The following is a 23,881-nucleotide window of genomic DNA, read 5'->3' as shown; positions in this document are numbered from 1 at the left end:
AAGTCCACTCTCTATTAGCTAATAGGCTTACTTGGCTGACATCAGAGCCAGAGTGTTGTCCAGCATCCGGTTGGAGAAGCCCCACTCATTGTCATACCAGGCCAACACCTTCACCAGATTGCCGTTGACGCGGGTCTGGGTGGCGTCGAAGGAAGAAGAGCGGGGGCAGTGATTGAAGTCGATGGATACCAGAGGCAGCTCATTGTACCCCAGTACGCCAAGTTTACCCATTTCGCCAGCGGCGGCTTCACGGATGATGCTGTTGATCTCATCCTTGGACGTTTCACGCTTGGCTACAAACGTCAGGTCAACAACAGAGACGTTGATGGTGGGAACACGTACGGCGAAGCCATCAAGACGACCTTTCAGCTCGGGCAGTACCAGACCTACTGCAGCGGCAGCCCCTGTTTTGGTGGGGATCATGGACTGAGTGGCTGAACGGGCGCGATAGATGTCAGAGTGATAAACATCACTCAGATTCTGGTCGTTAGTGTAGGCGTGGATGGTCGTCATCAGGCCGTTCTCGATGCCGATGGTATCATTCAGCGCTTTGGCAACAGGAGCCAGACAGTTGGTGGTGCAGGAGGCGTTGGAGATGATGGTGTGTTCAGCGGTCAGAATGTCATGGTTAACGCCGTACACTACGGTCGCATCGACATCTGTACCGGGGGCGGAAATGATCACTTTCTTCGCGCCTGCCTGCAGGTGCAGTGCGGCTTTTTCGCGAGAAGTGAACAGGCCGGTGCATTCATAGACTACATCGATGTTCAGTTCGTCCCATTTCAGTTTGGCGGGGTCACGTTCTGAAGAGATAGTGATCGCATCGCCATTAACGTACAGCGTGCTGCCTTCAGCCTTGACTTCACCCGCAAAGCGGCCATGAACAGAGTCAAACTGGGTTAGATGGGCATTGATCTTGGCGTCGCCCAGGTCATTGATGGCCACAACCTGAATGCGATCACGATAGCCGTTCTCGTACAGTGCGCGCAGCACATTACGACCAATACGACCATAACCGTTGATAGCTACTCGAATAGTCACAACTTATTCCTCGCAAGGTAGAACTTAATGCTTTAATTATTTGTAAGAACATTACATCAATGGGGGTAAATTTTCTACAATCGAGGCAGACTCAAGTCAATTTTTTTAGTAATATTACCAAAAACGCTCTGGGCAAGAACAAAACAGGAGCATGTATGCATCCAATTCTGGCGGAAGTGACCGAACGTATTCGTCAACGTAGTGAGGCCAGCCGCTCCGCTTATATAAAGGCTATGAAACAGGCTGAGCAGAAGGGGCCATATCGTGGCACCCTCGGTTGCGGCAATCTGGCGCATGGTTTTGCTGCCTGCGCTCAAACTGATAAGCAGACGCTGAAATTGATGAATCAGGCTAACGTAGCCATTGTTTCGTCATATAACGACATGTTGTCTGCGCATCAGCCTTTGCAATCATTTCCCGAGATCATTAAGCAGGCGGCTCATGAAATGGGCTCCGTTGCACAGTTTGCCGGCGGTGTGCCTGCCATGTGTGACGGCGTGACTCAGGGTGAGCCGGGCATGGAATTGTCGCTGTTTTCACGCGATGTCATTGCCATGTCTACCGCCATTGCGCTCTCTCACAACATGTTTGATAGCGCTCTGTATCTGGGTGTGTGTGACAAGATTATTCCTGGGTTGGTGATCGGTGCGCTTCGGTTTGGCCATCTGCCAGGTCTGTTTGTACCGGCAGGTCCGATGGTGTCGGGGATGCCAAACAAGGAAAAGGCCCGTATTCGTCAGTTATTTGCCGAAGGGAAAGTAGGCAGAGATGAGTTGCTTGAGGCTGAGTCTCAGTCTTATCACAGCCCGGGTACCTGTACTTTTTATGGCACTGCTAACTCCAATCAGATGCTGATGGAGATCATGGGGCTTCACTTGCCAGGTGCTGCCTTCGTTAATCCGGGGACGCCGATGCGTGATGCGCTGACAGCGGAAGCGGCACGTCAGGCTGTGCGCAATAGTCATGTGGGTGGCAAGTTCCGTCCTCTTTATGACATCGTCGATGAGAAAGCCATTGTCAACGCTATGGTTGCGCTGATGGCTACTGGCGGTTCAACCAACCATACGCTGCACCTGGTCGCTATGGCTGCGGCTGCCGGTATTCGTATTGACTGGCAGGATTTCTCTGATCTTTCTGCCGTGACACCTCTGCTGTGTCGTATCTATCCCAATGGTCAGGCTGATGTGAATCACTTCCATGCTGCAGGTGGTGTTGGCTTCCTGGTGCGTGAGTTGCTGGATGCCGGTCTGTTGCATGAAGACGTTAAAACCGTGGTGGGTGATAGTTTGCGTGACTATGCGAACGAGCCGTTCCTTGATGGTAGTCAGGTTTGCTGGCGTGCAGCGCCTGTGAATAGCCTTGATGAAACGGTATTGCGTCCGGCTAGTCGTCCTTTTAATGATGAGGGCGGTCTGAAGCTGTTGCAGGGAAATCTGGGGCGTGGCGTCATCAAAGTCTCTGCTGTTGCGGATGAGCACCAGATCGTCGAAGCGCCTGCCAGGGTGTTTCATGATCAGCTTGAACTGGCAGCTGCCTTTAAAAACGGTGAGCTGGAGTGCGACTTTATCGCAGTCGTGCGTTTTCAGGGGCCAGCTGCCTGTGGCATGCCTGAACTCCACAAGATGACACCTTACCTTGGTGTGCTTCAGGACAAAGGGTTCAAAGTGGCTCTGGTAACCGATGGTCGTATGTCGGGAGCATCTGGGAAGGTACCTGCGGCGATACATGTATGCCCTGAAGCGGTGCATGGTGGTCCGCTGGCCAAAGTGCGTGATGGCGATATGGTGCGCCTGAACGCCAAGACCGGTGAGTTGCAAGTGCTGGTCGGTGACGCTGAGTGGGCCGGTCGTGAACTGGTGAAAGTCGGTGAAGTATCTCATCAGGGTATGGGGCGTGAGCTGTTTGCCATGATGCGTCAGGTGGTGAACGGCGCAGAGCAGGGTGCCACCGTTTTCGGCCAGCTGGAGGCATATCGCCATGAGTGATTGGGCTCTGGTGGGTGATGTTGGTGGGACCAATGCGCGATTCGCGCTGGTGCACCCCGGTAGCGTTGAGCTGCATCACATCAAGGTGCTGCCTTGTGCTGAGTTTGACAATCTGGATGGCGCGGTTCGGGCCTATCTGCAGCAAGTAGGCGTCACTGTTCAGGAAGCCTGTATTGCTTTTGCCTGCCCAGTGCATGGCGATGAAGTAAAGATGACCAACAATCACTGGCGTTTCAGTAAGTCGTCCATGCAGGTATCGCTTGGATTGCAGACACTGAAGTGCATTAACGACTTCACGGCGATGGCGTTGGGTATGCCGCAAGTGCCAGACAGTGATGTAATCGCTGTCGGTTCTGGTGAAAGTCTGCATGGTCGCCCTCGTCTGGTGATCGGGCCGGGAACGGGTCTTGGGGTGTCGGCGCTGGTATCCAATGGTAATGACTGGATTCCTCTGGCTGCTGAAGGTGGGCACGTGAACTGGGCGCCGACGTCAGAGTGGGAAATTCAGTTGTGGCTGCACTTCAAGAAACATTTCAGCCGTATCTCTGCTGAGCGACTACTGAGTGGTGCGGGTCTGCTGCTGCTGTATCAGGGTTATTGTGCGCTGAGAGGGCTGGAAGAACGCTGTGCCACGCCGGCTGACGTCACTAACGGCGCTTTGCAAGACGGTGATGAGCTGTGTCTGGAGGTGTTGAATCACTTCTGTGGCATCCTCGGCGAGGTGGCAGGTGACGCAGCGCTGACTATTGGTGCTCTCGGTGGCGTGTACATCTGTGGCGGCATAGTGCCGCGTTTTCCAGAATTGTTTCTGGTAAGTCCGTTCCGTCAGCAGTTTGAAGAGAAGGGCCGGTTCAAGGATTACATGAAGGCAATTCCGGTGTGGCTGGTGAATGCTGAATATCCAGGGTTATTGGGTGCAGCTGCCGGGTTGGCTAACGCGGCAGTGCATTAGTTGAGTCTCTGTTCAATTTTTAACGTGTGTTGACTGGTGGGGAGGGATCCCCGTGTGCCTTGTGCCGAGAGTGAAGCTCTCGGCTTTTTTTTGTCTGCTGTTTGTGAGTCAGTTTGCACTGGGGGTAGGGCAAAACTGACTGAACTGGTCAAAGTTTCGATGTTTGATAACGGCTGAAAACTTGTTGCTCTGGGCGTACTGGCAGAGCTCTTCCGGGTTTACTTCGCTATCTGCGAACTCGACAAGCACAACAGGTTTGTTTTGTGAGGCAAACTGCGTGTAAGCATCGCAACCGTTCCCGCTGTAGCAACCCTGGGCGACAGCAAAGTCAAAGTCATCGACTAGGATGCCCACCAATTGAGGTGAATCGCGCATGCCGACCAGTAAATGGTGCTGATGTGCCAGTCTGGCCAGATGCAGATTGAAGCTGATCTGGTCGGTTTGGGTCACAGGGAAGCCGGAGTCCTGCTGATATACGTCGAGGTTGGTAAGTTCAACACCCTGATAGCCCTGGTCAGCACATTGCTGCATGCGAGCGTCGAGGATGGGAGTCAAACTGTCTGTGGCGCGAATATCAAGCCACTTCTCACCTTCCCAACCCGCTGCATCGTTGCCAAGAATGTCATCGGGGAATTGGTCGGCATCTGGTCGCCACTCTTGCCATGTGCCAGCACTGATAGTGCACACCAGCATGGCATTGCGTTGCTTTAGCAGGTTCAGATCGCTGGCAGCAAGGTTCTGAAAATCCAGATCATAGACATCTGCTTCGGGGCTGCTGGCATAGTCCCCTGAGCTTTGTAATTGCCAGTGCAATATGGGGTTGGGAAAGGAGGCTGCGGAGGCATTAAAGGTTAATGCAAGCAGTATGGCAGGCAGTACGGTATGCCTCAGGTAACTCATAGCAGTTCAATGCCCACAGTAGGAGGCCGAAAGGTGGTGCAAGGATAAACCGCCTAATCAAAAAAGGCGATCAGGATGCGGCAATTGGCGTGACTGGGTAAGATGCTGACGGCTTTACCGTTGATAACGAACACTTTCTGGCTGGCAAGGTAATCGATGATGACAAACGCAGCGCCACTGGCGGGCATATTCGGTTGTGATGGCGTAACGCTGAGTGCCGATGAAATGGCTTTCTTTCGGGATATTAACCCGCTGGGGCTGATTCTGTTCAGGCGCAACTGTGAAAGTCGTGATCAGTTGAAACGGCTGACAGATTCCTTCCGTGAAGCGGTAGGTAGGGCAGATGCGCCTATTCTGATTGATGAGGAAGGAGGTCGTGTACAGCGACTGCAGCCACCAGAGTGGGTGGCACATCCTGCGGCGCGTGAGCTTGGGGTGGTAGCGGAGAAAAATCTTGAGCACGGTGTGCGAGCGGCCTATATCAATGCCCAGCTAATAGCGCATGAGCTGGTGCAGTTAGGGATTAATGTTGATGCAGCGCCGGTGCTGGATTTGCTGGTTGATGGTGCGAATGAGGTGATTGGCTCGCGCGCTTTTTCAAAGGATCCGGAGCTGGTGGCTGCGATGGGGCGTGCCGCATGCGAAGGCTTTCTGAGTGCAGGGGTTCTGCCGATTATCAAACACATGCCCGGGCATGGCCGTGCCAATGCGGACAGTCACATTGCGCTGCCGACTATTGATGTGGATGGAGATACCTTGCTGGCGACCGATATGGTGCCGTTTCGTCGGCTGAACGATATGCCCTGGGCGATGACTGCACATATTGTCTATCCGCAGCTGGATGCTGAGCGGCCTTGTACTCAGTCACCTGTCCTGATTGGTCATTGGTTGCGTGAGCGGATCGGCTTTGGCGGTGTGATTATTACGGACTGCATTCATATGAATGCCCTGGAAGGGACGCATGCTGAGCGGGCGGCCAGGTCAGTAGCTGCTGGTGTCGATCTGGTGCTGAATTCCCATGGCCCTGTGAGCGATATGTATGAAGTGGCCAGGGTGTTACCAGTGCTTGACGGTGTAGCGAAGCAGCGCGTTGAGCGATCTTTGCAGATGATACAGAAGGGTGATGAACTTGATGTGCAGATGTTGATGGAGGAGCGAGAGGAATTGCTAAAAGCGGGAAAGTAATCTGGGATCGTGAGCGAGGTTACCGGCCTGCCGATAAGTTTAAGAGCACCCGAAAGCCCTCAGTCCGGTAACCTACTCACAGGGCAGACTTTACTCCTCACAATGTGTGTAGGCAAGATTTTGTTGGTAATTTTAGTAAATTTTTTGCCTGTCTCTAGTGTTTATATAGGCTTGTTTTGGCTTTATAGTGTGCACTCTTCGTTGTTTTGTTGTTAATAAAACTACAAATGACAACTGGCAAACCTTCTTCGGTGAGTCGAGCTGTCACTTCACCCCATTTTGGAAGTGCGCAAGAGGAAACTCTAAATGAAGTTGAACATGACCCCAGCCTGGCAGGCGTTGCAAGCCCATCGCGATGCGACCAGAGATCTGAACCTGAATACGCTGTTTGCTCAGAATCCGGATCGTTTCGAGCGCTTTTCGCTGGGGCTGAATGGGTTGATGTTCGACTTCTCCAAACAGCTAGTGACCGAGGAAACCCTTCGGCGCCTGGTGGCTCTGGCAAGACAGCAAAATCTTCAGGGGCGTATTGAGGATCTGTTCGGTGGTAAAAAGCTGAACATCACTGAAGATCGCCCGGCTCTGCATACCTTACTGCGTGACCGCTCCATCTATTCCGTCAATGAAGAAGGCGAAACGGTCAGCCATCAGGTACAGCGTGTACTGGATCAGATGCGTCCTTTCGTTGACAAGGTTCGCTCCGGTCAGTTCAAAGGCTTTACGGGCGAAGCCATTCGCGATTTCGTCCATATTGGCGTGGGTGGTTCAGATCTGGGTCCTAATCTGGCCTGTCTGGCACTGGAAAGCGGTGAGCCAGGCCCTATCAACATGCATTTTGTTTCGGCGATGGATGGGGTGCAGATTGTTGATAGTCTCAAACATCTCGATCCTGCGACGACTGCATTCATCATTACATCCAAGACTTTCACCACCATCGATACCATGGCTAATGCTGATCGTGCCAAGGCATGGCTGCTGGCTGCCTGCCCTGATGCTGAGAAGGCATGCCGCCAGCTGATCGGTATTTCGGTCAACAAGCAGGCGATGTCGGCTTATGGCGTTGCCAGCAGCCAGCAGTTTGAGTTCTGGCATTGGGTGGGAGGACGTTACTCCCTGTGGTCGTCCGTGGGTTTGTCAGTCGCACTGTATCTGGGTATGCACACCTTTGAGGGATTACTGCATGGTGCCTTCATTGCCGACCAGCATTTCCGTACTGCTCCGCTGGAGCAGAACATACCGGTCATCATGGCATTGCTGCATGTATGGTATTTGAACTTCTGTAAGTGTGGCTCTCGCGTAGTGTTGCCTTACACCAGTTGCCTGAAGTATTTGCCAGATTATCTGCAGCAGCTGGAAATGGAGTCTTGCGGTAAGAGCGTGAGCAACGATGGTGAATGGCTGGATGTAGAAACCTCTGCGGTTATCTGGGGCGAGTTTGGCCCGAATGGTCAGCATGCTTTCTATCAGTCGTTGCATCAGGGTAACCAGATGGTGCCGGCAGACTTCATCATGGTGTGCAAACCTCCCCGTGCAGACAACTACGATCAGCATCTGTTGTCGGTTGCCAACTGTGTGGCTCAGTCACAGGCCCTGATGACGGGTAAATCTGAGGAGGACGTCCGTGCGCAGTTACAACGTGAAGGTTTGGATGAAGAGCATATCGAGCGTCTGTTACCGCACCGCATGTATCCCGGCAATCGTCCCAGTTCAACTATCGTACTGGATGAGTTGAGCCCGAAAAATCTGGGTATGCTGCTGGCGTTGTATGAGCACAAAGTCTTTACCCAGAGCATGATCTGGAATATCAATCCCTTCGACCAGTGGGGCGTGGAGCTGGGCAAGCAGTTGTCCAAACGTATGTACGATGAGCTGCAGAGTGGTGATACATCCACTCACTATGATGGTTCGACCAAGGGCTTGATGAATATCTTCCGTACTCACAGCCGCTGATAGCATAAACAGGCCGAGGTTATTCCTCGGCCTGCAAGTACGCAGTTGTGAGCAATACCAAAATAATGATCTTTCCAACTGAGATACATGCCATGCAGTTACCCGAATGGATTACAAGTGAGCGCTGGGGGGAACATACCCTGCTCCGCGTCAACACGACGTGGAGCACGTTCTGCATCAGCCTGTATGGTGCCCATGCGTTGAGCTATGTGCCATGTGGCCAGAAAGATCTGTTGTGGTGGTCAACCAGGGCTTTCGCGCAGAAAGGTAAGCCTATTCGAGGTGGTGTGCCTTTATGCTGGCCTGGTTTTGCTGAAAATACTGAGCCATTTCACGGTACCGCGCGTTTACAGGACTGGATTCTGGTTGAGGCAGAAATGACAGAGGACTATGCCCGGCTATTACTGGAACCTACTCTCAAACATGAAGTGTTACAGGTTAGTCTTGAGGTGCTGGTCCGTGATCGGCTTGTACTGCGTCTGCACTCTCAGAACCTTGGTTCCGAAGTGATGGAGTTAACCCAGGCACTGCATACGTATCTGCAGGTATCGGCGTGGAATGACATTGCCCTGACGGGGTTGGACGGCTGTTTGTTCGTCGATAAATTGAATGCCGGTAGTGAAGGCGTGCAGGCTGGGGTGCTTCATCCTCAGGAGGGAATAGATCGTATCTATGTGCACTCCGGCGCGGTGAAAGTTCTTGATCCGGGGTTAAATCGTGTCATTTGGGTACGAAAGGCGGCCAGTGGCTCGACCGTGGTTTGGCATCCCGCAGAAAAGGCAGCCACCATTGCAGATATGGATTCAGCAGAAGCTGAGCACTTTATCTGCGTTGAAGCGGCTAATACGCATAAAGACAAGGTGAGCTTGCTGCCGGGCGACAGCTGGAGTCTGGAGACCGTGCTGAGTGCTGAGCCGCTACATGCCTGAAACCGGGGTGAAGCGGACTGCGTCTTCCATTTAGGTTTATTAAAGATACGGCCTCAACTGAGGCCGTATCTTTAGGTGCGTTAGGTGCGTTAGGTGCTTTAGGTGCTTTAGGTGCTTTAGGTGCTTTAGGTGCTTTAGGTGCTTTAGGTGAACGGTTACAGTCGTGTGGTGACGAAGCTACCTGGTGCAGATTCCAGAGGCGGGTAACTGCTATTCCCTGGGCTGTCTGGTGCTTCGATCTGCTTGCCTGCCCGACGCTTCAGCCATTGCTGCCAGTGCCCCCACCAGCTACCCGGCTCCTGTGTGGCGTTTGCCAGCCATTCATCGGCAGTGTCTGGCAGATTGCTGTTGGTCCAGTAATGGCGGCGGTTTTTGCTGATGGGGTTAATGACGCCTGCCACATGGCCACTCGCACCCAGTACAAACTCAGGCTGGCCACCAAAGTGACGGGCACCTTTGTAGGTCGATTTCCAGGGGGCAATATGGTCTTCCGCTGTAGAGAGGAAGTAGCAGGGGATGGATATCTTGCTCAGATCCACAGGCTCGCCGCATAGCGTTAGTGCATCCGGTTGTATGAGGCAGTTTTCCAGATAGAGCTTGCGCAGATAGAAGCTGTACATGCTGGCTGGAAGGTTAGTCGGGTCGCTATTCCAGTACAAAATATCAAAAGGCGGCGGCTGCTTGCCTTTCAGGTAGTTGTTCACTACGTAAGACCAGATCAGGTCATTGGCTCGCAGCATGTTGAAGGTGGTGGAAAGGTCTTTACCTGACAGATACCCTGCGCCGTTAACTTTTTCAATGAGCGCCTCTACCTGTTCCGGGCTGATAAAGACGCCCAGCTCCCCGGGTTCGCTAAATTCAGTCAGGGTTGTGAGAAAGGTAGCTGACCCCACACGCCGATCCTTCTTTTTCTCCATGACAGCCAGCGCAGAGGCCAGCAGTGTGCCGCCAATGCACCAGGCAACTGCATTCACTTTCGCTGGAGTGCCATGGATGTTCTGAACGACTTCAAGTGCCTTGAATACACCCTCTTGCAGGTAGTCATCCCAATTCAGATGGCTTTGTGCTGCTGAGGGGTTACACCAGGAGATCAGGAAGGTGTGCTGGCCGCTATCGACACAGAATTTGACGAAGGAATTGTCTGGCTGAAGGTCCAGAATGTAGTACTTGTTGATGCAGGGCGGAATGATCAGTGTGGGGCGCTCGTATACCTTTTCGGTAGAGGGGGCATACTCAATCAGTTGCATCAGCTCATTCTGGAATACTACCTTGCCGGGAGTGACAGCAATGTTTTCTCCCAGAGTGAACGCTTGTTCGTCGGTCATGCTGATGCGGCCTTTTTCAAGGTCGCTAAGTAAGTTTTCCAGACCATCAATCAGGCTCTGCCCCTTGGTTTCCACAGCCAGTTGCATGATTTCCGGGTTGGTCATAAAGAAGTTGCTGGGGGAGATGGCATCAAGAAATTGCCGGGTGTAGAACTTGAGCGTCTGCTTCTGCTTGCTGTCCATCTCCGCCTTGTCGGTCATTTCCTCGAACAGGCTGGTCATCAGTAAGTAAGACTGTTTGATGGAATCAAATACGGGATGTTCATTCCATTGTTTATCCTGAAAGCGTTTGTCGCTGGCGCTGCCGGAAGTGGTCGCATCTTTCTTGCCGGTCATGGCCTGATGCCAGAGGTTGAGCTGTTTTTGTTGATACTCGACCAGCGTCTTCCACCATCTGCCCGGATCGTCCATGGAGCTTTGCAGAAAGTGCTGCCATGACTCGTAATACTGTTTGAGGATTTCGTCCTGACCCGCGCCGAGGAGCTGCTGGATCTGCTTACGACTTTGCTCGCTGAAGTTTTGTAACCACGCCTCATTCAGCGTGTCTGACCAGGGAGTTTTGGGAGTGGAAGCCGGCATAAACAGTCCTCTGTTATGAATGCTGCATCTATATAAGCATTCCGATTATAAATTGGCCAGATTTGAGAAGGTTGGGTTGCATGAATCCTGGCCTATACCTGAATGGGTATTGCCATAGGGTCGCCCTTTGTTCACCAATAGGACAATGACAGGGCCTGCACGAGACGAAAGCTAATAAAGTGGCTTACAAGAAAATTTATTTGTCATATCGAGTATAAAAAATGTTTTTGGCTGAGGTGGGAATCCTGTTATAAACGCCAAAATTTCATCTCTAAACAAGGGAGTTAGCATATGTCCAAGTGGGTAAAAACAATCATCGCCAGTGCGGTATTGGCTACCAGTGCTGCGGCAGTGGCAGCAGAAGAGCCGGTGCTGCACATCTATAACTGGTCTGACTACATTGCTGAAGACACTATCGCTAACTTTGAAAAGGCCACCGGCATCAAAGTCGTGTATGACCTTTATGACAGTAACGAAGTGCTGGATGCCAAGCTATTGTCTGGTAACAGTGGTTTTGACCTGGTTGTGCCTTCTGATTTCTATCTTGGGCGTCAGATAGCGGCAGGCATTTACCAGCCTCTGAAAAAAGACGCGCTGAGTAACTATGGCAATCTGGATCCTCAGCTGATGAAGATCATGCAGTCAGTGGATAAAGACAATGCTCATGCCGTGCCCTACATGTGGGGAACCAATGGTATTGGTTACAACGCCGAGAAAGTGAAGGCTGCTTTGGGTGAGAACGCTCCGGTGGATTCCTGGGATCTGGTTTTCAAGCCGGAAAACATGGAGAAATTGGCAGGTTGTGGTGTGGCCTTCCTGGACTCTCCCAAGGAAGTGATGGCGACTGCCCTGAATTACATGGGTAAAAATCCTAACTCCGAAGACCCCAAAGACTATGAAGCGGCCAAGGAAATGCTGCTGAAAGTACGCCCCTATATTCGCTACTTCCACTCGTCTCAATACATCAATGATCTTGCAAACGGTGACATCTGCGTAGCTGTCGGTTATTCAGGCGACATTCTGCAAGCTGCTGATCGTGCTACAGAAGCCGCCAATGGTGTCAAAGTGGAGTATCGCATTCCAAAAGAAGGCGCACAGATGTGGGTTGACTCCATGGCCATTCCTGCTGATGCCAAGCACCCGGAAAATGCCCACAAATTTATCAACTTCATTCTGCAGCCTGACGTAGTGGCTGGTATCTCCAACTATGTGATGTATGCCAACCCCAACGCCAAGGCTACTGAGCTGGTTGATGATGCGGTCAAGAGCAACCCAGGCATTTACCCATCTGATGATGTGAAAGCCAAGCTGTTCATGGTCACACCTGCCTCAGCCAAGCTGGAGCGTGTTATCACTCGTGCCTGGACGACTGTTCAGACCAACCAGTAAGGTTAGCGAACATCTGGCACGTTAAACTACACCCCGGTAACGGGGTGTAGTTGTTTTGGAGGTGGGTGTATGAAGCTTTATCTGTATGGTACTGAGGGATGTCATCTTTGCCATCTGGCAGAGCAGACTGTGGCAGCGTTGCAAGAGGAGTTTGATCTGCAGGTTCAGCAGGTGGATGTTTCTGCGACCGACGACTTGATGGGGCGTTATGGTATTCGCATTCCTGTGGTACGAGTGGATGAACGCATAGATGATCTGGGCTGGCCCTTCGATACTGCTGTATTGCAACGATACCTGTCTGGTGAAGTCATCGTTCCACATGATCCGCAAGAGGCGTTTAATCCTTTTGCATAACAGATAGCCGGAACAGTCGTTGGGCGTTGGCAGTGGTGCGGATGGCAATTTCCTCTATTGGCTCTGACCGCAACCGAGCTACTTGCTGTAATACCTCTGGCAAAAATGCCGGTTCATTACGTCCACTTTTGGGCTTCGGGCGCAGCGTCCGGGGTACCAGATACGGTGCATCCGTTTCCAGCAGGAGCTGATCCAAAGGGATATCCTTGATGAGCTGCTGCAATTCCTGACCGCGGCGTTCGTCACACACCCAGCCAGTAATGCCAATAGCCAGACCAAGATCCAGGTAGGCATACAAGGCTTGTCTGGTGCCAGTAAAGCAGTGCTGTACACCGCCGGGAATGTCATCTCGATGTTCTTTGAGAATAGCTAGCTGGCGCTCAAATGCATCGCGCTCATGCAGGAATACGGGCTTTTGGACGCGAGCTGCAATTTCCAGCTGGGCATGAAAGGCGCTTTCCTGCAGTGGGCGAGGCGAAAAGTCACGATTGAAGTCCAGCCCTGTTTCTCCGACGGCGACCACTCGGTCAGATTTGGCCAAAGAGCTCAGCTCTGCAATGGCGCTTGCTGAGGCATCCTTTGCATCGTGCGGATGAATACCCGCAGTGCAGTACAGTAGAGAAGTATTATCATGCCCTGTACATAACTCCAGTGCCTGCTGGCTGGATGCCAGAGATGTGCCAGTTATGATCAGGGTGTCGACCCCCGCTTGAGCGGCGCGTGCAAGAACGTCGGCTTGATCTCTATCAAAGGCAGCGTTGGTGAGGTTTACGCCAATATCAATCAGTTTCATGGCGACTCCGCAATTAAGTGAATCTTGACGATCAACTGGGCTATACTCTGACCAGCACTTTAGCTGGGCTGGGGTGCTTTAGATGTACAGACCACAAAGTGCCTGACGCCGCATATCGAGCGAATCCAGGCGTAGAGAAAGGGCTGGGATGATAGCAGGCTTTGCAGAGGACAAGTAGGCATGGCCGGTATTCTGGATACTGTTGATCAGCGAACGCAGCTGGTGGGTGAGAACCGACTCGAGCTGCTTATGTTTAAAATGCAGACAAGGCAGCTTTTTGCGTTGAACGTATTCAAGGTGCAGGAAGTCATGCAGCTGCCGCGTTTAACAAAAATGCCGCAAAGTCACCCTGTTGTGTGCGGGGTTGCCAGTTTGCGTGGTCAGGCTGTCACTGTTATTGATCTGAGTGCTGCTATTGGCTTGCGGCCTATTGATACGACTAAACCATGCAACCTGATCGTCACCGAATACAATCGGACGGTGCAGGGGTTCCTGGTCGGTAGTGTAGATCGAATCATCAACCTCAGTTGGAATCTGATCATGCCTCCGCCAGCCACAGCAGGGCGAGGACATTATCTGACAGCCGTCACCCGGCTTGAAGATAACCAGCTGGTTGAGATTATTGATGTTGAGAAAGTGCTGGCCGAGATTGTCAGCTACTCATCGGAAATTTCAGCGGAAGTGCTGGATGTAGAAGTGGTCAAGATGGCCAGAGGGATGAAAGTCCTGGTAGTGGATGACTCCTCCACGGCCCGAGCACAGACTGAAGGGATACTCACCAGCCTGGGAATTGAGGTGATTGAAGCAACGGACGGTGCACGTGCCATACAGATGCTCAAAAAGTGGGCAGATGATGGGCATCATGTGCCTGATGAGCTGTTGATGATTATCACCGATGCAGAAATGCCCGAGATGGACGGCTATCGCTTGACTCGGGAGATTAGGGAAGATCCTCGCTTGCGAGACTTGTATATTGTTCTCAATACTTCACTGAGCGGTAGTTTTAATAAGAGTATGGTTCAGAAAGTGGGATGTGATGAGTTCATCTCTAAGTTCCAGCCAGACTTGATGGCTAGCATTGTGCAAGAGCGCATCAGGACTCTGATGAACAACAGCTGATAGTTTCAGCTTCGCGGCGAAATGAGTCTGAGAATACAAAAGGGAGCCTTGGCTCCCTTTTGCGTTTTTGCAGTAGCATTTACTTCAGAGTGGGGTCTTGGCGACAGTGGTGTCAGGCCCTAAATGGCGCTCTTGCGGTTTGATCAACTCTTCAGGGATGCCCAGTTTTTTCTGATAGATAACGGCATAAGTAAGTACGTTTTGTACGTACTTGCGAGTTTCATTGAAGGGTATGGTTTCTACCCATACATCTGCGGGTAGGTGCCCACGCTCATTTAGCCAGCGTCTAACGCGCGACGGACCTGCGTTATAGGCAGCAGTAGCTAGTATGCGATTGCCAGAGAATGTGTTCTTAACTTCCAGCAGGTAGTGGGTGCCAAGCTGAATATTAACCTCGGGCTTGTAGAGGTCATCAGCGGCGAAGGCGCCAAGGTTGAAGTTCTTGGCGGTGTGTTGTGCCGTCGCTGGCATCAGTTGCATCAGTCCTCGCGCTCCTACAGGTGAGCGAGCATCATTGCGAAATGCACTCTCCTGGCGGGAGATCGCCATCACCCAGTCAGGATCCAGGTTGAGTGCCTTGGCTGAGGGGACGAAGACATTGCTGTAAGCCATGGGGAAGCGAATCTGGGTATCATCCCAGTATTTGGCTTTTGCCATCGTGAAGATGGAAACAAAGTGCCATTGCCATTGAGCGGCCAGACGTGCAGCCGCTACCTTTTCATCCTGTGTCATGTGATCAAGAGCATTGAACCACTCTCGTCTGGATTGCCAGTCCTGCCCTAAAATGTTCAGCTCAATTGCGCGCATCACGGCTGGCATTGACATGACATCACGCTGGCGTTGGCTGCTGACGGGTAGAGGCTGATGATTTAGCTGATAGGGTTGTTTGAGCGTCTGGGCTGCGAGATAGCCGTAGAAACTCCTTTCTTTGGCTAGCGCAGCTAGTGCCTGATTGGCAATGGTGGCATTTTGGCCAGTTTGCAGATCAGCACGAGCACGCCAGTAACGCCAGACCTCATCTTTTTGGATTTCGGCAGGTAGTGCGTTGACTAACTTCAGTACTTCCTGCCAGTTAGGTTGGGCTAGCCAATAACGCAGTACTTTCTCTGCATCATCGCCATCGTAAGGCCGCTGGTAACGCTGTCTGAATAGCTCGTATCGCTCAGGGGTTTGACTGGCAATGCGGCCGAGATAATAGTCGAAAGCGTCGTTCTTGTTTGCTTCATCTATATAGAGGAACGTTGCTTTCTCGCCTGCCAGGCTGATGGCTACTTCTGGTTGTGAACGACCGTAACGCTTTAATGCATGGGTATAAATAATTGCCAGATCAGCACTGGGGCGCTTTTGTAGTGATCTGATGACCGGGAGAACAGTTTCAGGTTTTTGATAGTAACCAAGCAGCTGTTTAGCTCTGGGTTGTTCTCCTGCTGGGAGAAGCTTGTTTAGATAGGCAGCCAAACCATCATTGTCTTTCTCCAGTGCGTGGGCGAAGCGAAGTTGGATCATCGCAGTTGTTTGCTTTCCTCTGCCTTTCCAGGCAGAAAATGCTTTATCACAGCTATCAGGTTGGCTGGTGCCTGTAAGCCAGAGCTGCTGGGTATATTCATCTGCCTGTTTGGTGTCACCAACTGAATATAGGGCTGCCGCACGAAAACACTTTAAGTTGTCGTCAGCCCGCTCCTTGTCATAAGCCGCCAAATAGTTTTTCCATAGTCCTTTACCAGCAAGATAGCTCATCCAGCTGGAATAGAGGTTTCCTTGAAGAGGAAAGTCCGGATAGCGTTTCTGGAAGTTGGCAATCCCTTGTTGATTCAAGCCGGGTAGGGTGTACATCAACTCGCGATAGGCGAGATACGGATACAGAGGATAGGCTTCCAGCTGATGAGTCAGTGAGCGCGCCTGTTCCACTTTGCCCTGGTCGAACAGCGATTGTGCCGCCTGGTATTTTTGTCTGAGTGTATTTAGATCAGCATTTTGAGAGGTGGCGAGAGCATTACTTACGCCCATACAGGTTAGCAAAGTGGTGAAGATGCTCGCGTGAAAGTGCTTGCGGGTTGGCATAAACATAATCTGGCATCCTTTAGGCCATGTCGTGATTGCCAGCATTGGCATGCAGCATTCCTAATATGACCCTGATCTCTGGTGCTTTCGCAGTTTCAAGGCTTTTTCGCGTCGACTACGTATGTCCTGCTGGTCTCTGCGCATGCTTTATTAAACAGTTCTTCTCGTTTGTTTACTTTCAGCAGTGAGATGAGCTGGGACCGGCGCGTTGAGTGCTTTAGAATACCTGTCCGCAATTCTCATCGCAAAGGACATCTCCCTATGACTCTGCTCAGGCTCGACGCCGTCAATCTATCGTTCGGAACCGAGACGCTTCTGGACAACGTGACGTTGCACGTAGGTGAGGGAGAGCGTGTCTGTATTGTTGGGCGTAATGGTGCTGGTAAGTCTACCTTGTTGCGATTGATTCAAGGGAAGCAGCGCCAGGATAGCGGTGATATCTGGTTGCGCCCAGGGGGCAGAGTCGGTGTTCTGGAGCAAGAGCTGCCTGAAGGAGAGGAAGAGACAGTCGCTGAGATCGTGATGCGTGGAGCAGGGCAGGCGCATCAGTTGTTGCAGGAATATCTGACCTTGTCGGTTTCGGAAGATATTGATCTTAAGCGGTTGGAGATCTTGCAGCATGAGTTGGAAGCTGTTGGTGCCTGGGGGCTGGAGCAGCGAGTAAAAACCATGCTGGAAAAGCTGGAGTTACCTGCAGACAAAACCCTGTCAGAGCTGTCTGGTGGGTGGCGACGCAGGGTGATGCTCGCCCGTGCCTTGGTTGCTGAGCCAGAGATATTGCTTCTAGATGAGCCAACGAACCATTTGGACCTACTGGCTATTGATTGGCTGGAGTCATTATTGGGTGACTACAAAGGCGCATTGGTATTCATTACTCACGATCGTGCTTTTTTGCAAAAGCTGGCTAATCGCATCTGGGAGCTGGATCGAGGTCATATCTACGACTGGAGCGGCACCTACCGTGGGTTCCTTGAATATCGGGAGCAACGTCTGGAGGAAGAGGCGCGTCACAATGCCCTTTTTGACAAGAAGCTGGCTCAGGAAGAGGTATGGATAAGGCAAGGTATTAAAGCCCGGCGTACGCGTAATGAAGGTCGTGTGCGTGCATTGCAAGCACTTCGTCGTGAGCGTGCTGAGCGCAGGGAGCGTGTAGGTTCAGCCCGCATGGCTTTGGAAGAGGCGGGTGGTTCGGGCAAACTGGTGTTCGAAGCTGAGTCTCTTGGATACTGCGTGGATGGTAAGTCCATCATTCAGAATCTCAACCTGAGAGTTATGCGCGGCGATCGGTTGGGCATTATTGGTGCTAACGGTGCGGGAAAGAGTACGCTGCTTAAGTTGTTGCTCGGACAGCTAAGTGTCACCTCTGGAAATCTCCAGCAGGGTACCAAGCTGGAGGTCGCCTATTTTGATCAGCTGCGCGATGCACTCGACCTTGATCTCAGTCCAGTCGATAACTTGAGTGAAGGGCGAGAGTTTATTCAGGTTCAAGGACGTAACAAGCATGTCATGGGATATTTGAGTGATTTTCTGTTCAGCCCTGAGCGCGCGCGAACGCCGATGCGAGCTCTGTCAGGGGGGGAGCGTAATCGCCTGTTGCTTGCCAAGCTCTTCAGCAAGCCTGCCAACTTGCTGGTAATGGACGAGCCTACCAATGACCTGGATATTGAAACATTGGAGTTGCTCGAAGAGATACTGACTGAGTACGAGGGAACCTTGCTGATTGTTAGCCATGATCGTGATTTCTTGGATCAGGTCGTTACCAGTACGTTGGTATTGGATGGGTCTGGTGAAGTTAAGGAATATGTCGGTGGTTTTGCTGACTGGTTGCGTCAGGGTGGGAGTCTGTCGCAGCTGAAGGGACGTGATCAGGTGAAATCTGAGACGGGAAATCCTAAAAAGATCGCTGGCGAGAGCTTGAATGTTGTTGCCAAGCAGGCTAAACCGGTTCAACAAAAACTGAGTTATAAATTGCAACGAGAGCTGGATGCTCTTCCAGAGAAAATTGAGCAACTGGAAGCTGAACTCGAAAAGTTGCAGGAAATCATTGCACAGCCAGAATTCTATCAAGGTCCGCAGGAGCGGGTAGCGGGCACGCTTGCTTCTCTGACTGCGAAAGAGGAAGAGCTTGAATCAATCATGGTGCGCTGGGTAGAGCTGGAAGCTATGCAGGCCGGAGAAGGCTAAGCGTATCAGTGATGCGCTTAGCCTTGATAAACTGGCTGCTTAGATTGATCAGGACTTGGTTTTTTCATCACCAACGCGAACGGCTAGTACGTCGCACTTGGCTCCATGTAGCACACTGTTGGCAGTGGAGCCGAGTAACAAAGCCAACCCATGGCGACCGTGGCTACCTACCACAATAAGGTCGCATCCCAGAGTTTCGGCCTGACGATGAATCTCGGACTCGGTGTGGCCTGTTGCTACAACCAGATTGCTAGGTGCCACGCTCATGTTGGCGGCAAAACTCTCCAGTCGTTTATGTGCGTGCTCTTCTAGTTGAGTTTGGATGTTGCTCAGATCCATGGGAACGTCTCCGCCATAAGCAAAACTGAGAGGTTCAATAACATGAATTATCGAAAGTTTGGCTCCGCTATTGCTGGCGATGGTAGCCGCCTTGGCTGCAACGAGATTGGCTTCTTCGGTCAGATCCACTGCCAGTAGAATGTGCTCATAGCTGCGAATGTAGTCGCTCATGATAGTAGGCTCCTAGTAGTAATATCGTGGGAAGTTCTGTTCTTTGGCCAAACATAATACAGCTTCCCCTCTTATACCTTGTCTCAGGTCAGGCTCAAAGCGATGTCCGGCAAGCATGTCTCATTACTTAATATATAAGGCGAGAATGATCAGATGGCGACAATAGTAATTTTTGTGGTCGTTATGCTTTTGGTTGGCTCCGTTTTTTGGATTATGCCCTCTGGGCGGCAACGGCAGCAGATGCGGATACGTGAACGAGCGCTTGCTGCGGGCGTGAGAGCCAAAATGTATCCACTTGAGCTGCCTCGTGCGCCTGGTGAGTTACCTCAGCCAAAGCGTTTGATCCTGATGTACAGCGTTGCTCGAGAGCAGAAGTCGGCTCAGCCCGAGTGGCAGCTACATCGTGCTGCGGGTCTTGATCCATTTGACCTCGCGCCCGGATGGGTATGGAAAAAGCCACCCTCTCAGGACGCAGTATTGGATTTGCATTCGATAGCGAACATAGTGAACGTGCTGCCAAAAAGCGTGGACGCAGTGATTAGTACGCCCTTGGAGTGTGTGTTGTGCTGGAATGAAAAAAATGAACAAGAGCTCGACGCTATCGCTCAGTCACTGGACTCCTTGAAAAGGCTTACTTCATAGCTCTTTTCGCCGGTTTGTTATGCTGTTGCCTGTATTGAGCAGGATAAAAATAAACGCTGTTGACGAGTGTAAAATGTTGTATATCGAAACACTTGCTTAAGGATGCTGGACATATTATCCTTTTGCACAATTCTGATACCTTTTGCAGTGCAAAAGGAGAAGGCAGTAGATATGAAAGCTCAATTGTCGTGTTTGGTTAGGAAATAAGTCCAAACTCGATGTTGTGTGTGTCGTTTCGACAGCGAGTCTGTTTTGGGGTTGATGTGTGTTTGGTAAGTAAATTTTTTACCAAATGCTGCCTCAGAATGATGTATTTTGTTGTAAACGGTTTGATTTGGAAGGCGTTATCCACTATCTTGTGCGAGGGCGTGTGTAACGCGACTACTAAATTAACAAAGCACGTTAATACTGAAGGGGAAATTGAATGAAGAAGTCAATTATCGCTCTGGCTGTAGCTGGCGCTCTGGCTGCACCTGCGGTCTCTATGGCTGATGCCACTCTGTACGGTCGTCTGCACTTCCAGATGCAGTTTGTTAAAGACCAGGATATGAACATTGCCAACGCTGGGCATCGTCTTGGCGTTAAAGGCGAATCTGAAATGGATAGCGGTCTGACTGCTTTCTATCAGATCGAAACTGAATATCAAAATGATCGTTCAGGCACCTCTTCCTCTGGTACTGTAGACGCAAACCTGAAGGTTCGTCTGGCAAATGCTGGTGTTAAAGGCGACTTCGGTAAGGTGACTGTAGGTCGTCAGTCCAACCCTTACTCAGACATCTATGTATCTGACATTTTCGAATACAACTCTGGTGTATTTGAGAACGAAAGCTTCCGTATGGGTAACGCAGTTAGCTATGCTACCCCTGATCTGAGTGGCTTTGGTGCTTCTTTGAGCTTTGTTGCAGATGGTACTCACAAAGCTACTGTAGACACTGGTGCTGTTGATGCTGATGGCAATGCTATTACCACTACTGATAGCACTGACAACTACAACAAAGATGTTGATGCTTATATCCTGGGCGCTCATTATGAAGCGAACGGTTTTTACGCTGCTGCAGCATACAAAACTGCAAAGTATGAGAAACAGCATTCTGATAGCCTGTCCTATTCTGATAGTATGGACAGCTACGGTTTAGGTCTGTCTTACACTGTAAATAATTTCCTGGCAGCTGCCTATTGGGAAAAAACCAAAACCGATAACGCTAATGATTCTGTGAAAAACTGGGATCTGGCTGCTAGCTACACCATGGATAAGACCACTTTTGGTCTGGCCTATGGTCAGTCTAAAACTGAGAGCGAAGATGCTGCCAAGCGCACCATGGTTGGTGTTTACCAGAACCTGGGTGGTGGCGCAGATGTGTATGCTGAATACGGCGCATACAACGAAAAAGCTGGTGACGGCGACAACGTAGTCGTTGGCTACCGCGTTAAGTTCTAATAGCCTTATTGGCTAATCAAAAGCCCCGCTTATTGCGGGGCTTTTTGTTATCTGATCTAATAGTGTCACTGTATTTATGTTTGTTTTAAAGGACTAGCCTCTGTGAATTACTTGTCTAAGTTGGCGTTTGCTACAGCATTGACTGTTAGTTCTGTGTCTGTTTGGGCAGAGGGGGCATCTAGTGCTGAGCCTGTAAATGCTCATGCGCAGTCGCTTTCAAATAAAGATCCATTGGAAGGGCTTAACCGAGCTATCTTCAAATTCAATGATGGTCTTGACACCTATATCTTAAAGCCTGTTGCAAAGGGTTATCATGCAGTCACTCCTGATATCGTTGAATCTGGAGTAAGTAACTTTTTTAGTAACCTCGGTGAAATCAGCAATATTGCGAATAACTTATTGCAATTCAAAATTGATGCCGCTCTGCAGAGCTTTTCACGTTTGGTCTTTAATAGCACCTTCGGGCTGGCAGGGTTGATTGATGTGGCAACTCCTATGGGAATACCAGAACATGAAGAAGACTTCGGGCAAACTCTGGGGTACTGGGGATTAGGCTCTGGCCCCTATTTGATGTTGCCAGTATTAGGACCGAGCACCCTGCGTGATACGGCAGGCCTTGCTTTTGATTACAATCTCAATCCTGTAAATCAAATCGATGATGACAAGACAAGAATTGGTCTTGGTGTATTGAAGGTTGTTAACAAACGAGCAAGCTTGCTTGATTCTGAGCGACTGATTGAGGGTGATAAATACTTATTTATTCGTAATGCCTATCTGCAGCGCCGTGATTACCTGATTCATGATGGTAATGTGACTGATCAGTTTGATGTTGATTTTTAACAGCGGCTCCATTATCTGGTAGCTGGACCAATGGCCAAAATAGACACCGATGTTTTGCTGATTGCTGGGCACTACCAGGCTACAGAACAGATTGATACGTTCCTGACAAAACAAGGCTACACAGTTGCTTGGGTTGAAACGGCATCAGAGGTGCAAGCGGCGTGTGAGAAGAGCTCATTTAAGGTTGTGCTCTGTAGCTTGAATCTTAGGCAGGGTTACGGCTTAGATGTGCTCAGATATCTTATTGAGTTTTATCCAAGTCTCCCCGTCGTTATGATGGCACAGTCTGCCATTCTGCAGGATGTCTTGAATGCTTTGCGTTCGGGGGCATGCGATTTCTTCATTCAGCCTCAGTATGATTTGCCCTCATTATTCAGATCCATACAAAAGAATATAAGGAAATATCGTGCACTGCTGGATAATGATGCGTACAGAAAAGCTCTGGAGGAGAATAATCTCCAGCTTCAGTTGAGTCTGAAAGAATTGGAGAACGACCAGAAGGCAGGTCGTCACGTCCAGCAGCGTCTGTTTCCAGTGTCTGGTCAGGAGCTTAACGGTTGCCACTTTTCCCACCAGTTAATCCCTTCCTTGTATCTGAGTGGCGACTTTATTGATTACATAGCGCTCACTCCTGAAGTCACATTCTTTTATCTGGCCGACATTTCAGGGCACGGAGCATCCTCGGCCTTTGTGACTGTGTTGCTTAAGAATTTGTCCGGAAGGTTTGTGAAAAGCTACCGTCGCAAAGCTGACTCTGATATTCTCTCGCCAGTTGTTATGTTGCAACGCATCAATCAAGAGCTTCTGGAGACGCCCCTAGGTAAGCACCTCACCATAGTTTTAGGCGTTATAGATCAGAGGCAGAACACACTTTGTTACTCTGTCGGTGGTCATTATCCGTTGCCTATCTTTACTGATGAGAGCGGTTCGCGTTTTTTATCTGGCGGGGGGATGCCGGTTGGTCTTTTTCCAGAGCCTCATTTTGAAGAGCATGTATTACCTTTACGAGATATAGGGAAGTGGTCTTTAACAGTTTTTAGCGATGGTATTCTTGAAGTGATGGATGGTCGTCTACAAGATAAAGAGCAGCGTTTGCTTGAGTTAGTGCAGTCTTGTGATCATGTACCAGAGCGAATTGTTAATGAATTGGATCTGACGGCGTTGGAATTGCCTGATGATATCGCATTACTGAGTGTTAGAAAGATCTAGATATGCATTCTGGAAAAATACTAGTTGCGAAGCAGAACGGCGCATACATCCTTAAATTTCAGGGGGATGTGCGTTTGACATTGTGTGCGTCGCTGGATCATTTCCTTGAGTCGATGTTTAGTGATCCAGACTTTAAAACAGTGCTGATTGATCTAACGGAAACAGAAGGAATTGATAGTACGTCGCTTGGTCTGTTGGCAAAAGTTTCCGTAAAGATGCAGCAGCAGTTTCATTTGTTACCAACTATCATCTCCATAAATGAAGATATTACGCGAATCCTTTTAAGCATGGGGTTTGATAAGGTCTTTATTCTAATTCGAGAATACGGTTTAAATAGCGCACCTTTGCTAAAAGAGGTACCTGAGATACTTGGCTCTGAAGAAGATGTTAAAAATACGGTTTTAAATGCTCACAAGACACTGATGGACTTAAATGAACAGAATAGGGCAACATTTAGCGAGCTGGTAAGTTCCTTAGAAAACTGTCAGTAGTGCAG

At 50.4% G+C, this 23,881-nt stretch carries 19 protein-coding genes; 13 read left to right on the top strand and 6 right to left on the bottom strand.

Features of this window, described 5'->3' with window-relative positions; translation table 11 throughout:
- Window positions 1–27 precede the first annotated feature (27 nt).
- Window positions 28–1,041: a type I glyceraldehyde-3-phosphate dehydrogenase gene (gene gap / locus WH50_RS13445; protein WP_110187770.1), complete on the bottom strand. Its 1,014-nt coding sequence runs from the start codon at window positions 1,039–1,041 to the stop codon at window positions 28–30.
- A gap of 155 nt (window positions 1,042–1,196) precedes the next feature.
- Here gap and edd point away from each other — a divergent pair, with 155 nt between their 5' ends.
- On the top strand, window positions 1,197–3,026 hold the full coding sequence (gene edd, locus WH50_RS13440; RefSeq protein ID WP_110187769.1) for a phosphogluconate dehydratase: 1,830 nt from the start codon (window positions 1,197–1,199) through the stop codon (window positions 3,024–3,026).
- Window positions 3,019–3,978, top strand: a complete 960-nt coding sequence (gene glk, locus WH50_RS13435; protein WP_207780301.1) for a glucokinase — start codon at window positions 3,019–3,021, stop codon at window positions 3,976–3,978. Before edd ends, glk begins: the two co-directional genes overlap by 8 nt.
- A 108-nt stretch (window positions 3,979–4,086) precedes the next feature.
- Here glk and WH50_RS13430 read toward each other — a convergent pair whose 3' ends face one another.
- A complete protein-coding gene (locus WH50_RS13430; RefSeq protein WP_110187768.1) occupies window positions 4,087–4,878 on the bottom strand; it encodes an endo alpha-1,4 polygalactosaminidase in 792 nt (263 codons plus the stop codon).
- Window positions 4,879–5,034: 156 nt separating this feature from the next.
- Here WH50_RS13430 and nagZ point away from each other — a divergent pair, with 156 nt between their 5' ends.
- The 3 genes from nagZ (at window position 5,035) to WH50_RS13415 (ending at window position 8,942) form a co-directional block, all read left to right on the top strand.
- Window positions 5,035–6,063, top strand: a complete 1,029-nt coding sequence (nagZ, locus tag WH50_RS13425; RefSeq protein WP_110187767.1) for a beta-N-acetylhexosaminidase — start codon at window positions 5,035–5,037, stop codon at window positions 6,061–6,063.
- A 306-nt stretch (window positions 6,064–6,369) separates the two neighbouring features.
- Complete coding sequence (pgi, locus tag WH50_RS13420; protein WP_104153898.1) at window positions 6,370–8,013, top strand: glucose-6-phosphate isomerase; 1,644 nt, start codon at window positions 6,370–6,372, stop codon at window positions 8,011–8,013.
- A 92-nt stretch (window positions 8,014–8,105) separates the two neighbouring features.
- On the top strand, window positions 8,106–8,942 hold the full coding sequence (locus WH50_RS13415) for a D-hexose-6-phosphate mutarotase (protein WP_165838421.1): 837 nt from the start codon (window positions 8,106–8,108) through the stop codon (window positions 8,940–8,942).
- 155 nt (window positions 8,943–9,097) lie between these two features.
- Here WH50_RS13415 and WH50_RS13410 read toward each other — a convergent pair whose 3' ends face one another.
- A complete protein-coding gene (locus WH50_RS13410) occupies window positions 9,098–10,846 on the bottom strand; it encodes a PHA/PHB synthase family protein (protein ID WP_110187765.1) in 1,749 nt (582 codons plus the stop codon).
- 291 nt (window positions 10,847–11,137) lie between these two features.
- On the opposite strand from WH50_RS13410, the gene WH50_RS13405 reads away from it, so the two are divergent.
- Together WH50_RS13405 and WH50_RS13400 are read left to right on the top strand one after the other, a co-directional pair.
- Window positions 11,138–12,235 (top strand): polyamine ABC transporter substrate-binding protein, encoded by a 1,098-nt coding sequence (locus tag WH50_RS13405; RefSeq protein ID WP_104153895.1) that lies wholly within the window; start codon window positions 11,138–11,140, stop codon window positions 12,233–12,235.
- A 69-nt stretch (window positions 12,236–12,304) separates the two neighbouring features.
- Window positions 12,305–12,589 carry a glutaredoxin family protein gene (locus WH50_RS13400; protein WP_110187764.1) on the top strand — a complete coding sequence of 95 codons (285 nt, stop codon included), beginning with the start codon at window positions 12,305–12,307 and terminating at the stop codon, window positions 12,587–12,589.
- Here the strand turns inward: WH50_RS13400 and WH50_RS13395 are convergent.
- Window positions 12,573–13,382 (bottom strand): TatD family hydrolase, encoded by an 810-nt coding sequence (locus WH50_RS13395; protein WP_110187763.1) that lies wholly within the window; start codon window positions 13,380–13,382, stop codon window positions 12,573–12,575. The two genes, WH50_RS13400 and WH50_RS13395, sit on opposite strands and share 17 nt — an antisense overlap.
- A gap of 180 nt (window positions 13,383–13,562) precedes the next feature.
- On the opposite strand from WH50_RS13395, the gene WH50_RS13390 reads away from it, so the two are divergent.
- On the top strand, window positions 13,563–14,501 hold the full coding sequence (locus WH50_RS13390; protein WP_104153892.1) for a chemotaxis protein CheV: 939 nt from the start codon (window positions 13,563–13,565) through the stop codon (window positions 14,499–14,501).
- Window positions 14,502–14,585: 84 nt separating this feature from the next.
- Here the strand turns inward: WH50_RS13390 and WH50_RS13385 are convergent, their stop codons facing one another.
- Entirely contained in the window at window positions 14,586–16,568 is a 1,983-nt protein-coding gene (locus WH50_RS13385; protein ID WP_165838420.1) for a transglycosylase SLT domain-containing protein, read from the bottom strand.
- Window positions 16,569–16,823: 255 nt separating this feature from the next.
- Here WH50_RS13385 and WH50_RS13380 point away from each other — a divergent pair, with 255 nt between their 5' ends.
- Window positions 16,824–18,746, top strand: a complete 1,923-nt coding sequence (locus WH50_RS13380) for an ATP-binding cassette domain-containing protein (RefSeq protein WP_110187761.1) — start codon at window positions 16,824–16,826, stop codon at window positions 18,744–18,746.
- Between the two features lie 48 nt (window positions 18,747–18,794).
- Here the strand turns inward: WH50_RS13380 and WH50_RS13375 are convergent, their stop codons facing one another.
- Entirely contained in the window at window positions 18,795–19,256 is a 462-nt protein-coding gene (locus tag WH50_RS13375) for a universal stress protein (RefSeq protein WP_104153889.1), read from the bottom strand.
- A gap of 1,066 nt (window positions 19,257–20,322) precedes the next feature.
- On the opposite strand from WH50_RS13375, the gene WH50_RS13365 reads away from it, so the two are divergent.
- The 4 genes from WH50_RS13365 to WH50_RS13350 all read left to right on the top strand — a co-directional run bounded on the left by WH50_RS13365 (window position 20,323) and on the right by WH50_RS13350 (window position 23,876).
- Window positions 20,323–21,336, top strand: a complete 1,014-nt coding sequence (locus WH50_RS13365) for a porin (protein WP_110187759.1) — start codon at window positions 20,323–20,325, stop codon at window positions 21,334–21,336.
- Window positions 21,337–21,438: 102 nt separating this feature from the next.
- Window positions 21,439–22,176 (top strand): MlaA family lipoprotein, encoded by a 738-nt coding sequence (locus WH50_RS13360; protein ID WP_243410104.1) that lies wholly within the window; start codon window positions 21,439–21,441, stop codon window positions 22,174–22,176.
- A 30-nt stretch (window positions 22,177–22,206) separates the two neighbouring features.
- Window positions 22,207–23,385, top strand: coding sequence for a SpoIIE family protein phosphatase (locus WH50_RS13355; protein WP_110187758.1), 1,179 nt, complete (start codon window positions 22,207–22,209; stop codon window positions 23,383–23,385).
- A 2-nt stretch (window positions 23,386–23,387) separates the two neighbouring features.
- A complete protein-coding gene (locus tag WH50_RS13350; protein ID WP_110187757.1) occupies window positions 23,388–23,876 on the top strand; it encodes an STAS domain-containing protein in 489 nt (162 codons plus the stop codon).
- Window positions 23,877–23,881 lie beyond the last annotated feature (5 nt).

It is taken from the genome of Pokkaliibacter plantistimulans (genome assembly GCF_003194385.1).
Classification (GTDB): domain Bacteria; phylum Pseudomonadota; class Gammaproteobacteria; order Pseudomonadales; family Balneatricaceae; genus Pokkaliibacter; species Pokkaliibacter plantistimulans.
This window is presented reverse-complemented; position numbering and strand designations above follow the sequence as displayed.